Source organism: Bacteroides sp. An19 (genome assembly GCF_002160215.1).
GTDB classification, from domain to species: Bacteria; Bacteroidota; Bacteroidia; order Bacteroidales; family Bacteroidaceae; genus Phocaeicola; species Phocaeicola intestinalis.
On the sequence record NZ_NFKD01000063.1, the window covers coordinates 15,563 to 27,725 of the forward strand.

11 protein-coding genes are annotated in these 12,163 nt (G+C 48.9%); 10 read left to right on the forward strand and 1 reads right to left on the reverse strand.

All coding sequences use genetic code 11. The features are described 5' to 3' along the window. Positions 1–68: 68 nt before the first annotated feature. The 3 genes from B5F25_RS17315 to B5F25_RS17325 all read left to right on the forward strand — a co-directional run bounded on the left by B5F25_RS17315 (position 69) and on the right by B5F25_RS17325 (position 3,660). A complete protein-coding gene (locus tag B5F25_RS17315; RefSeq protein ID WP_241148435.1) occupies positions 69–1,109 on the forward strand; it encodes a choloylglycine hydrolase family protein in 1,041 nt (346 codons plus the stop codon). A gap of 230 nt (positions 1,110–1,339) precedes the next feature. Beyond that, positions 1,340–2,113: an IS5 family transposase gene (locus B5F25_RS17320; RefSeq protein WP_087251054.1), complete on the forward strand. Its 774-nt coding sequence runs from the start codon at positions 1,340–1,342 to the stop codon at positions 2,111–2,113. 380 nt (positions 2,114–2,493) lie between these two features. Then, positions 2,494–3,660 carry an AAA family ATPase gene (locus B5F25_RS17325; protein ID WP_087251056.1) on the forward strand — a complete coding sequence of 389 codons (1,167 nt, stop codon included), beginning with the start codon at positions 2,494–2,496 and terminating at the stop codon, positions 3,658–3,660. Here the strand turns inward: B5F25_RS17325 and B5F25_RS17330 are convergent. Next, the gene (locus tag B5F25_RS17330; RefSeq protein WP_022040671.1) at positions 3,657–4,211 is read right to left on the reverse strand and encodes a DUF308 domain-containing protein; all 555 of its coding nucleotides are present in this window, start codon (positions 4,209–4,211) and stop codon (positions 3,657–3,659) included. The two genes, B5F25_RS17325 and B5F25_RS17330, sit on opposite strands and share 4 nt — an antisense overlap. A 362-nt stretch (positions 4,212–4,573) precedes the next feature. Between B5F25_RS17330 and trpB the strand changes: the two genes are divergently transcribed. The 7 genes from trpB (at position 4,574) to trpA (ending at position 11,963) form a co-directional block, all read left to right on the forward strand. Beyond that, on the forward strand, positions 4,574–5,788 hold the full coding sequence (gene trpB / locus B5F25_RS17335) for a tryptophan synthase subunit beta (protein ID WP_087251058.1): 1,215 nt from the start codon (positions 4,574–4,576) through the stop codon (positions 5,786–5,788). Positions 5,789–6,039: 251 nt separating this feature from the next. Then, entirely contained in the window at positions 6,040–7,437 is a 1,398-nt protein-coding gene (locus B5F25_RS17340; RefSeq protein WP_022040673.1) for an anthranilate synthase component I family protein, read from the forward strand. 142 nt (positions 7,438–7,579) lie between these two features. After that, on the forward strand, positions 7,580–8,143 hold the full coding sequence (locus tag B5F25_RS17345) for an aminodeoxychorismate/anthranilate synthase component II (protein ID WP_087251061.1): 564 nt from the start codon (positions 7,580–7,582) through the stop codon (positions 8,141–8,143). 145 nt (positions 8,144–8,288) lie between these two features. Continuing rightward, positions 8,289–9,284 carry an anthranilate phosphoribosyltransferase gene (gene trpD / locus B5F25_RS17350; protein ID WP_087251063.1) on the forward strand — a complete coding sequence of 332 codons (996 nt, stop codon included), beginning with the start codon at positions 8,289–8,291 and terminating at the stop codon, positions 9,282–9,284. 118 nt (positions 9,285–9,402) lie between these two features. Beyond that, entirely contained in the window at positions 9,403–10,206 is an 804-nt protein-coding gene (gene trpC, locus B5F25_RS17355; RefSeq protein ID WP_087251065.1) for an indole-3-glycerol phosphate synthase TrpC, read from the forward strand. 221 nt (positions 10,207–10,427) lie between these two features. Next, positions 10,428–11,081 (forward strand): phosphoribosylanthranilate isomerase, encoded by a 654-nt coding sequence (locus B5F25_RS17360; protein WP_087251067.1) that lies wholly within the window; start codon positions 10,428–10,430, stop codon positions 11,079–11,081. Positions 11,082–11,186: 105 nt separating this feature from the next. Continuing rightward, on the forward strand, positions 11,187–11,963 hold the full coding sequence (gene trpA / locus B5F25_RS17365) for a tryptophan synthase subunit alpha (protein ID WP_087251069.1): 777 nt from the start codon (positions 11,187–11,189) through the stop codon (positions 11,961–11,963). The last annotated feature ends 200 nt before the right edge of the window (positions 11,964–12,163 follow it).

Here is a 12,163-nt window from a genome sequence, read left to right on the forward strand (position 1 = left end):
CTCAAAAACTTAAAAACTCAAAAACCATGAAAACACCATCCATCATTTCAATCTTAGCCTTCGCCGGCATGCTCAACGTATCGCTCCCGGCAAATGCCTGTACAGGAATCACCCTAACCAGCCAAGACAGTACCACCATCGTAGCCCGTACCATCGAATGGGGAGGCAGCGACCTGAACAGCCAGTATATCATTGTACCACGAGGCTATACAATGCATTCGCTTACTCCCGATGGAAACAAAGGCATGACATTTACTGCACGTTATGGTTATGTAGGGCTTGCAGTAGAACAAAAAGACTTCATTGCCGAAGGTATCAATGAAGCCGGCTTATCTGCCGGACTATTTTATTTTCCCAATTATGGAGAATACGAAACTTACAACCCTGCCCAAAAAGATACCAGCATAGCCGACCTGCAACTGGTTGCTTGGATATTGGGCGAATGTGCTACACTGGAAGAAGTGACAGAAAAAGTAAACGAAGCACACATCATCAGTATCGACCCGCGTGCTTCTACCGTTCATTGGCGGTTTACCGATGTCAGCGGACGACAAATTGTACTGGAACTCGTTCAAGGAAAAGCCCGGTTTTACGAAAACGACCTAGGCGTACTGACCAATTCACCCGGATTCGAATGGCACCTGACCAACCTTAATAACTACGTGAACCTCTATCCCGGTTCAGCTCCTTCCCAATCATTGGGCGATACGCGACTGGCTTCTTTCGGGGCAGGAAGCGGATTCCTCGGTATCCCAGGTGATGTGACTCCTCCTTCACGTTTCGTAAGAGCTGCATTCTATCAAGCCACGGCACCCAAACAGGAAAACGCACTAAAAACGGTTCTCCAGTCATTCCAGATATTGAACAATTTCGACATTCCCGTAGGCATTGAATTTACCGGAGGAAAAATCCCCGCCGACATTCCCAGTGCTACCCAATGGACTTCGGCTACAGACATGAAACACCGTATTATTTATTACCGTACGATGTACAACAGCGGGATACGTAGTATCCGACTCAAAGATATTGATTTTTCAAAAGTCGCCTATCAAGCCGTCCCACTGGATGAAGTAAAACAACAACCTGTTCGAATCCTACAAATCAAATGAAACCTTGTGGGATGCAAGAGGATTAAAAATACTCATATCAGGCATACATACAATGTAATTATCTGATACTGAATATGGGATTATCTTCTCCGCTAGAGAAGATAATCCTCTTCAATCTAAGAAACTGTTTTGAATTGATTCAAGAATAATGTTATAAGCATCTTCAGCTCTCAAATCAGTCGGTCAATTGGAAAAATGTTATATCTTTAAAGGTACCAAACAATAAAGTTATGACACAGTATCCAACCGACCTGACTGAAAAACAGTGGCAAGTTATAAAAAATATTTTAGAGCCGCAAGCGAGGAACCGAAAATATGATTTGCGTGAGATATGGAATGCCATCCTTTATATCAACAAGACCGGCTGCCAGTGGCGTATGCTTCCTTCTGACTTCGCCCCTTGGCAAACCGTCTATTACTACTTCCGCAAGTGGAAGCTTGAAGGTGTGTTTGAAGAGGTGATGGATGCCTTGCACTCCCTTATCCGTAAACAGGCGGGACGGGAGGAAAGTCCCAGTCTTGGCATCATGGATTCCAGAAGCGTAAAGACCTCCCATCATGTTGATTCTGACCGTGGTATAGACGGGAACAAGAAAATCAAGGGGCGGAAAGAGCACATCATAGTCGATACGTTCGGCCTTCCGTTAGCCGTCGCAATCCATGAAGCCAACCTGCATGACAGCAAGGGCGCCCCACAAACCATAGAAAAACTCGCTTATAAATTTCCGCGCTTGGTTAAAATATTGGCGGACGGAGGCTATAGGGGAGATTTGGCTGATTGGGTCAAGAAGAAATTCGGATGGATATTGGAGGTCGTACTCAGACCGGACGAATGTCCATCCAAATTTCAGGTACTGCCCAAACGCTGGATTGTGGAACGCTCTTTCTCATGGCTGGAAAACTTCAGAAGGCTGACCATCGATTATGAATTCCTTGCTGAAACTGCGGAAGCTATGGTACAGATTGCATTCATACAAATCATGCTTAACAAATTTATCGAATGAAATCAAAACAGCTTCTGAATCTCTATCGAAAATAATCTTTTGTTTCCTGATACACAAAATCATTTTCTTCAAAAAGACAATTAATAATCCACTCACAGCTATAAGTTTTATATTCCATGGGCTGGAACGTACATTCCACGCCGTGGAACGTATATTCCAGCCCATGGAATGTACGTTCCGCCAGCCGGAATATAAAACTTAGATGCCTGCAAAGAGAATATCACCCAGCTGCAAAGCCAAATGTACCGAGACTTTTCATGGAAATAAGTATGCCAACGGACGCTGGAATGCAGACTCTGCATCATTTTCGTGCAGTTTTCGAGGAATTCTGCATTTTTTTCATGCAAAAACCGTATCTTTGTTTTCTAAACCACACGATTATGGAACAACTATATGAGTTTTTCAACCGGAAACTAAAACATACGCCTACCGAGTTCTTTCGTTACCAGTACAACCAAATCAAATGGAACGGACGTGCTTTCGGGATTGTCGGACCGCGGGGAGTGGGCAAGTCTACGATGCTTTTGCAGTATATTAAATTCAATCTCAATCCGGCAGATACACTCTATGTATCTGCTGACCATCTGTATTTTGCCGAACATAAGCTTGTGGAACTGGCGGACCGTTTTGTGAAAATGGGAGGGAAACATTTGTTTATTGACGAGATTCATAAGTATGAAGGTTGGTCGAGAGAGCTTAAGCAGATTTACGATAGTTACGATGACTTGCAACTGGTTATCTCCGGTTCGTCTATCCTTGATATATACAAAGGGCTTGCCGACCTAAGCCGAAGGATGCCTATTTACACCATGCAGGGGCTTTCATTCCGCGAATACCTGCATTTGTTCCATCAGATAGAAACCCCCGTTTATAGCCTCAACGAAATATTGGCGCACAAAGCCGTGCTTCCTGTTGAGCATCCGCTGCCTCTTTTCAAAGATTATCTGCGCAGAGGCTATTACCCTTTCGCCAAAGATGAAGAATATGAAATGGAACTGATGCAGGTCATCAATCAAACGATGGAAGTGGACATTCCGCAACACATACAGGCCAACATTGCCTTAGGGAGAAAACTGAAAAGCCTCTTGATGGTAATAGCTAAAAGTGTGCCTTTCAAGCCCGTCATGCAAAAATTGGCGGAAGCTACGGGAATTAGCCGGAACGACATTCCGAATTACTTGATTTACATGGAAAAGGCAGGCATGATAGCCCAACTTCATGATACAACAGGCGGACTGCGAGGATTGGGAAAAGTGGAAAAGCTTTATCTTGACAACTCCAACCTGATTTACACATTAGCGCCCGAACATGCGGAAATCGGCAATGTAAGGGAAACTTTCTTCATGAACCAGACAAGGGTGCTAAACAATGTGACCAGTTCCAGCGTCTCCGACTTCGAAATAGACGGCAAAGTATTTGAAATCGGAGAACGCAAAAAAGGGCAAAAACAAATAGAAAGCGTACAAGAAGGGTATATCGTAAAGGACGACATCGAGAACGGCTACGCCAACATCGTCCCACTATGGGCGTTCGGACTGAACTATTAGCCTTCTCTCCGCTCGTCTATCACTTCCACATCCGTTATCCCCGCCTCTTTCTTTTGGCGGTAGCGGATGATGCGGAAGAGGTCGGTCAAGCCGTAAACGATAGAAGACACGCCCAGAACGATGAAAGGCACTTTTGCCGCTTCGAAAGGATTCACCAGAATCAGGATGCCTGCCAGCAGGAGCAAGACCGGAATCACATAAAAGATGCCTGGGACACTACCTGCGAGCTTGCGTGCCGAAATGAAACCCATCAGCTGGCTGACGCCTCCGAACACCAGCAACGCGCCCAGCACATACATCAGAATACTGACAAAAAAGCCCGGCATTACAATCAACCATATCCCCAACAAGGCACTGCCCAGTGCTACAACAGGAAAAACATTGCCACGTGAAGAAAAATAAGCCAATATCCCGTACAAACCCGGAAGCAAAAACAATACCCCTACCGTTATTACCAAATAAATCACTGCTGCCTCGGGCCACACTACCAGCAGAATACCCATTATCAGGGCACACAGGCTGCTCACTACTGAATAACCGAATAGTTTCATAATTTTCTCCTTATTATATATGTACTACGAAGATAGTTGTTTTTTCTTGTTTATACAAATAAACTTCTATAGATATAGAACAAAAAAAATTCCATTTTGTTTGCATCTTCAAAAATTATCGCTATATTTGCTCCCGAATTAAACAGAAACATAACAAAAAACTCATGAACTCAGTAATGACAAATACATATCGTTGGTGGCGTTACTTACTACTCCCAAAGTCGTAAGCTAACCCAGTCCGTGTGTATCTGTCTGTTCTCATAACCAACAATCATTTATCAAGGCATACAAAAAAGGCTGTCGTTCTTACGACAGCCTTTTTTGTTTTTATCCCCATTGGCAATAACTTAAACAATCAAAATATGAATAGCAAAAAGTATCAAGTAGACTCAAACGGGTATTATGGAAATTTCGGCGGAGCATACATCCCCGAAATTCTTCACCGGTGCGTGACCGAACTGAAAGACGCATACCTACGGGTATTGGATAGCGATGATTTCAAGCAAGAGTTCGCCCAATTGTTGCGCGACTACGTGGGACGTCCCTCTCCCCTGTATCTTGCCAACCGGCTTTCGGAGAAATACGGATGCAAGATTTACCTGAAGCGGGAGGACCTGAACCATACAGGCGCACACAAGATAAACAACGCCATCGGGCAAGTGCTGCTGGCACGGCGAATGGGAAAGAAACGCATCATCGCCGAAACCGGAGCCGGACAGCACGGAGTAGCGACCGCTACGGTCTGCGCACTGATGAACATGGAATGCGTGGTGTATATGGGCGAAACCGACGTGGCACGCCAGCACATCAACGTGGAAAAAATGAAGATGCTGGGAGCCGAAGTGCGCCCGGTCACCTCGGGAAACAAAACCCTGAAGGATGCCACCAATGAAGCCATACGCGACTGGTGCTGCCACCCCGAAGACACATACTACGTGATAGGTTCTACCGTAGGGCCTCATCCTTACCCCGACATGGTGGCACGCCTGCAATCGGTCATCAGCGAAGAAATCAAAAAACAACTGATGGAACACGAGGGACGCGATTATCCCGACTATCTGATAGCGTGCGTGGGCGGAGGAAGCAACGCCGCCGGTACCGTCTATCATTACCTGAACAACGACAAGGTAAAAATCGTACTCGCCGAAGCAGGCGGAAAGGGCATCCATTCGGGATACTCTGCCGCCACCATCCAACTGGGACGGCTGGGCATCATACACGGAGCGAAAACCCTCGTGATGCAAGACGAAGACGGACAAATCCTGGAACCCTACTCGGTATCGGCAGGGCTGGACTATCCGGGTATCGGTCCCCTGCACGCCAACCTTGCCACACAACACCGTGCCACGGTGCTCGCCATCAACGATGACGAAGCCATCCGTGCCGCCTACGAACTGACCCGTCTGGAAGGCATCATCCCCGCACTGGAATCGGCACACGCATTGGGCGCACTGGAGAAGGTCAGTTTCCGCCCCGAAGACATCGTGGTGCTCACCGTATCGGGACGAGGGGACAAGGACATGGAAACGTATTTGAATAATGTGCAAATGTGCAAATATGAAAATGTGCTAATGTGAGAATGTGCTAATGTGAGAATGTGCTAATGTGAGAATGTGCATTGTTTATTAGCACATTGCCACATTGCCCATTAGCACATTGCCACATTGCCCATTAGCACATTGCCACATTGCCCATTAGCACATTGCCACATTGCCCATTAGCACATTGCTACATTGCCCATTAGCACATTGCCACATTGCCTATTAGCACATTGCCACATTGTTTATTAGCACATTAAACTATTAACTATTAATTATTAACTAAAAAAATGACCTACCATTACCATACCAATCATAAAGTGCTGCTGGGCGACCTGCATACACCGGTCAGCACCTACCTGAAGGTGCGCGACCTCTTTCCGCAAAGCGCCTTGATGGAAAGCTCCGACTATCACGGAAGCGAAAACAACCGTTCGTTCATCGGGCTGAACCCGATAGCCAGCATCAGCGTAAGCCACGATGTAGCTACCGCTATCTATCCCGACCACTCGCGCGAAGAAACTCCTATCAGCGAAGCATGTACGGTGGAGGATGTGATGAACCGCTTCCTTGCCCGCTTCCGGGTAGAAGGAGAATATGCCGACTATTGCGGCGTGTATGGATATACCTCGTTCAACGCCGTGCGCTATTTCGAACCTGTGGAGGTGAAAGACAGCACCGAAGCCAAGAACGATGCACCCGACATCCTCTACATCCTGTATAAGTACATCATCGTATTCAACGATTTCAAGAGCGAAATGGTACTCATCGAGATGAACGACGGAAGCGAGCCGAGCCACATTGGCGAGATAGAACGTGCCATCCACGACCGTAATTATACCACCTACGGTTTCCACCCCATAGGGGAAACCACCAGTACCCTGACCGATGAAGCGCACAAGGCAAACATCCGCAAGGGAATCGCCCATTGCCTGCGGGGCGATGTGTTCCAAATCGTACTCTCACGCCGTTTCATCCAGCATTTCCAGGGAGACGACTTCAAGCTCTACCGCGCCCTGCGCAGCATCAATCCCTCGCCTTACCTGTTCTACTTCGACTTCGGAGGATTCCGCATCTTCGGTTCTTCGCCCGAGACCCATTGCAGGATAGAAGACGGGCAAGCCACCATCGACCCAATTGCCGGCACCACCCGAAGGAGCGGAAACAAGGAAACCGACCGAAAGCTGACCGAAGCCCTGCTTGCCGACCCGAAAGAGAACGCCGAACACGTGATGCTGGTAGACCTGGCACGCAACGACCTAAGCCGGAACTGCACGGGCACGCACGTAGCTTTCTACAAAGAACCGCAATATTATAGCCACGTTATCCACCTCGTGAGCCGGGTAAGCGGCACGCTGAACGCCGACGCCAATCCCATCCGCACGTTCTTCGACACCTTTCCGGCAGGTACATTGAGCGGTGCCCCCAAAGTACGTGCCATGCAACTCATCAGCGAGATAGAGCCACACAACCGCGGTGCATACGGAGGCTGCATCGGCTTCATCGGGCTGAACGGAACCCTGAACCAAGCCATCACCATCCGCACCTTCGTAAGCCGCAACCACGAACTTTGGTTCCAGGCAGGCGGAGGCATCACCGCCCTGAGCAACGAAGAAAACGAACTGCAAGAAGTGAACAACAAACTAGGAGCCTTGAAAAAAGCCATCCTGATTGCTGAGAGTTTATAAGTTCTTTAGTTTTTAAGTTTTTGAGTTTTTGAGTTTGTAAGTTATTATCTTACACCAACTCAAGAACTAAAAAACTTAAGAACTAAAAAACTCAAGCAAGAACTTAAAAACTTAAAAACTCAAAAACTTAAGAACTCAAAAAATGAAAACCGTTATTATAGACAACTACGACTCGTTCACCTACAACCTGAGCCAGATACTGCAAGAATTGGGAGCCGAAGTGACCGTGCTCCGCAACGACAAATTCCTATTGGAAGACTTGGAAGCATACGACAAGATAGTCCTCTCGCCCGGACCGGGCATCCCCGAAGAAGCCGGATTATTGCTTGACGTAATCCGTTCCTATGCCGGAAAGAAGCCTATACTGGGCATCTGCCTGGGCGAACAGGCGATCGGCGAAGTGTTCGGCGGAAAACTGGTAAACCTTTCCAGCGTATTCCATGGCATACAAAGCCCGGTAGACCTCATCGCCGACGATTACCTCTTTCAAGGATTGCCTCGTGAGATTCCCGTAGGGCGTTATCACTCGTGGGTAGTCGACAAGGACACCTTGCCTTCCTGCCTCGAAACACTCGCCCTAAGCAAAGAGGGATACATCATGGCATTGCGCCACCGCGAATATGACATCCGAGGCATCCAGTTCCATCCCGAATCGGTGCTGACCCCCGACGGGAAACGCATCATGCAAAACTGGCTGGAGCACTAAGCGTCACAGAACATATTGTGAAACTCAGATTAACGCAGATTTCCGCAGATTAAAATTTATTTCTACGGATATGCCCTATAATAAAAATTCAATCCGCGTTAATCTGCGATAATCTGCGTTTCAAGAACTATAAACCTCACTCAATATGAAAGCAATACTTACAAGACTATTTGCCCACGAAGAGCTTTCGCACGACGAAGCATACGGACTGATGAAAGGCATCACACAAGGCAAATACAACGATACACAGATAGCCGCCCTGCTCACCGTATTCCAAATGAGGGGCATCAAAGTAGACGAACTTGCCGGCTTCCGCCAGGCATTGCTTGAAACACGCATCCCCGTCGATTTCTCCGACTACAGCCCCATCGACATCGTGGGGACAGGAGGAGACGGCAAGAACACCTTCAATATCTCCACTTGCGCCTGCTTCGTGGTGGCAGGAGCAGGCTACGCCGTAGCCAAGCACGGCAATTATGGCGCCACTTCGGTGAGCGGAGCCAGCAACGTAATGGAACAACACGGCGTGCGGTTCACTACCGACTCCGACCGGTTGCGCCGCTCCATTGAGACCTGCCACATGGCATACCTCCATGCCCCCCTCTTCAATCCGGCAATGAAACACGTGGCAGGCGTGCGCAAGGCGTTGCAGGTGCGCACCCTGTTCAACTTGTTGGGACCGCTCATCAATCCCTGCCAGCCGGCATACCAGCTATTGGGAGTGGCAGACCTCGCCCAGATGCGTCTCTACACCAACACGCTCCAGCAGCTGGGTATCGGTTTCGCCGTAGTGAACAACCTTGACGGATACGATGAAATCTCGCTCACTGACGAGTTCAAGGTGATGACCAACCGCTACGAGACCATTTACCGCCCGGCAGACTTAGGTTTCTCGCTTGCCCGCCAGGAAGAACTTTCGGGAGGGAAAAGCCCGCAGGAAGCCGCCCGGATATTCGACGACGTGCTCTGCAACCGTGCCACGAAAGCGCAGACCGAATGTGTGCTCATCAACGCTTCGTTCGCCATTCAGGCACGCGAGCCCGGCAAGCCGATAGAAGAATGTGTGGCACTGGCACGCCAGTCGTTGGAAAGCGGAAAGGCATGGAGCACCTTCTGCAAGTTCGTAGAGATAAACAATTAAATCAGGTACCAGGTGAATAGGTACTAGGCAACTAGGTTCTAAATAGTTTTGCCAGTACAAACCAAACTATCTAAAAACCTAGTCCCCTAGTACCTAACACCTAGTCAACTAAAAAATTATGAGCAAAGACATTTTAGAAGAAATCATCGCGCACAAGCGCATCGAGATAGCCGGACAAGAGAAAGTGGTATCTGCCGCCTTCCTTGAAAAACAACTGGGCGAACCTGTTCCGGCACGCAGCCTTAAACAGGCACTTATGGCATCGCCTACCGGCATTATCGCCGAGTTCAAACGCCGTTCGCCTTCGAAGGGCTGGATTCATCAGGACGCCGATGCCGGCAAAATACCTGCCGCATACCAGCAGGCAGGAGCCGCCGCACTCTCCATCCTGACCGATGAGGCATACTTCGGCGGAACCTTGAAGGACATCCGTACGGCATGTCCTACGACCAGCCTGCCCATCCTGCGCAAAGACTTTATCATCAGCCGATACCAGTTATTGCAGGCAAAAGCAGTACAGGCGGACGCCGTCCTCTTGATAGCCTCTGCCCTTACCCCCCAAGCGTGCCTCACGCTGGCAAAAGAAGCACACACGCTGGGACTGGAAACCTTGCTGGAAATCCATACCGAAGCAGAGCTGGATTACTTGAACGAATACATCGACGTAGTGGGCGTCAACAACCGACACCTGGGCACCTTCCACACCGATGCGTCCCATTCGCTCCGGCTTGCCGAGGCATTGCCCCGAGGCATAGTAAAAATCTCTGAAAGCGGCATTTCCAGCCCCGATACCCTCCTTCAGTTGCGCAAGGCAGGATTCGACGGCTTCCTCATCGGCGAAACCTTCATGAAGACCGACGAACCGGGAGAAGCATTAAGCCGGTTTATTGCAGATTTACTCACCACAGATTACACAGATTAAAATAATTAATTATAACCCATTCACCACAGTGACAATTTTATTAAAAATGAATTCCGCACACATCCGCTGTAGGGGCGTATCGCATACGCCCGAATGCACCAACTAACCCACAAAGACGTTATCAGGGCGTATGCAATACGCCCCTACAAACAAATTGGACAAAATACGGACGTTCATTTCACTAAATCTGTGTAATCTGTGGTGCCCAAACAACAAACGACATGATAATCAAAGTATGCGGCATGCGCGAGCCCGAAAACATCCGCGCCATAGAAAATACCGGAGCCGACTGGATAGGGTTCATCTGCTACGAACGCTCGCCCCGCTTCGTGGCGGACACACCCGCCTATCTGCCCCGCCACGCCAAACGCGTCGGCGTATTCGTCAACGCCGGCTTCGACACCATAACCGCACGTGCCGAAGCCCTGCGCCTCGACTACGTGCAACTGCATGGCACCGAAAGCCCTGAGCTGTGTCTCGAACTGCGGTGCCACGGGTTCCACCTCATCAAGGCGTTCGCACCTCGCACGCCTGCCGACCTGGAGCAGACCATTCCTTACCTTCCCTTGTGCGACTACCTGCTGTTTGACGCCCCGAGTGCCGGACACGGAGGCTCAGGCAAGGCGTTCGACTGGTCCTTGCTTCGCTTCTATCTCGGCGACGTGCCGTTTCTGCTGAGCGGAGGCATCTGCCCCGAAAGCCTCGAAGCATTGCGGCGTTTCCATCATCCCCAGTGGGCAGGCATCGACCTGAACAGCGGCTTCGAAACCACTCCCGCCGTAAAGGATGCCGGAAAGCTGAAGGCATTTATAGAGAGAATAAACAATGTATCAATGAACAATGTATCAATGAACAATGTGACAATGAGAGAATGAATTAGCACATTGACACATTATCACATTGACACATTAGCACATTATTAATTAGCACATTATTAATTAGCACATTATTAATTAGCACATTATTAATTATTAACCACCATGAACCGTATCAACCAACTATTCGAACAAAAGAAACACGACATCCTCTCCATCTATTTCTGTGCAGGATGTCCCACACCCGACAACACCGCCGATGTCATCCGCACCCTCGAAGCACAAGGTGTGGATATGATAGAAATCGGCATCCCTTTCAGCGACCCGATGGCAGACGGACCCGTCATCCAAGACGCCGCCACCCGTGCCCTGCGTGGCGGAATGACCCTACGCCGCCTTTTCGCCCAATTGGAAGGCATCCGCCGCAACGTACGCATCCCCCTCATCCTGATGGGCTACCTCAACCCCATCATGCAATACGGATTCGAGAACTTTTGCCAAAGCTGCCAGGCATGCGGCATAGACGGAATGATTATCCCCGACCTTCCCTTCAAAGACTACATGGAAGAATACCGTCCCATAACCGAACGCTATGACCTGCGCATCATTATGCTGATTACCCCCGAAACCAGCGAAGAACGCATCCTCGAAATCGACCGCCATACCGAAGGGTTTATCTATATGGTATCTTCTGCCGCCATCACCGGCGCGCAACGCGACTTCAACGAGCAGAAGCAGGCATACTTCCGCCGCATCAAGGCGATGAACCTGCGCAACCCACGGATGATAGGCTTCGGCATCTCAAACCGCCAGACCTACGAAGCCGCCTCTGCCCACGCCGCCGGATGCATCATCGGAAGCAAGTTCGTCACCCTGCTCAATGAAGAACAAGGCGATGCCCTGAAAGCGGTTACAAGGCTCAAAGAGGCGATTTTCAAATGAATATCCTCAAAATGCCAGCAGATAAAAGAAGCTAGAGGGAGTTAGTTAGAAGCCAATAGCACAAAAGTATTGGCTTCTAACTAAGAAGCTGTTTTGAATTTATCGTGCGATGATTTGGGATGAGTTTTTGTGGCATTTCCGCTTCTGTGATGAGGAAGATAGCGGGCTATCTGACGAAGAACAGGAGCGGAAAGGACCAA

Excerpts from the sequence above, each read along its gene's own strand:
- B5F25_RS17315 (WP_241148435.1), top strand. The coding sequence starts at position 69 with ATGCTCAACGTATCGCTCCCGGCAAATGCCTGTACAGGAATCACCCTA.
- B5F25_RS17320 (WP_087251054.1), top strand. The coding sequence starts at position 1,340 with ATGACACAGTATCCAACCGACCTGACTGAAAAACAGTGGCAAGTTATA.
- B5F25_RS17325 (WP_087251056.1), top strand. The coding sequence starts at position 2,494 with ATGGAACAACTATATGAGTTTTTCAACCGGAAACTAAAACATACGCCT.
- B5F25_RS17330 (WP_022040671.1), bottom strand. The coding sequence starts at position 4,211 with ATGAAACTATTCGGTTATTCAGTAGTGAGCAGCCTGTGTGCCCTGATA.
- trpB (WP_087251058.1), top strand. The coding sequence starts at position 4,574 with ATGAATAGCAAAAAGTATCAAGTAGACTCAAACGGGTATTATGGAAAT.
- B5F25_RS17340 (WP_022040673.1), top strand. The coding sequence starts at position 6,040 with ATGACCTACCATTACCATACCAATCATAAAGTGCTGCTGGGCGACCTG.
- B5F25_RS17345 (WP_087251061.1), top strand. The coding sequence starts at position 7,580 with ATGAAAACCGTTATTATAGACAACTACGACTCGTTCACCTACAACCTG.
- trpD (WP_087251063.1), top strand. The coding sequence starts at position 8,289 with ATGAAAGCAATACTTACAAGACTATTTGCCCACGAAGAGCTTTCGCAC.
- trpC (WP_087251065.1), top strand. The coding sequence starts at position 9,403 with ATGAGCAAAGACATTTTAGAAGAAATCATCGCGCACAAGCGCATCGAG.
- B5F25_RS17360 (WP_087251067.1), top strand. The coding sequence starts at position 10,428 with ATGATAATCAAAGTATGCGGCATGCGCGAGCCCGAAAACATCCGCGCC.
- trpA (WP_087251069.1), top strand. The coding sequence starts at position 11,187 with ATGAACCGTATCAACCAACTATTCGAACAAAAGAAACACGACATCCTC.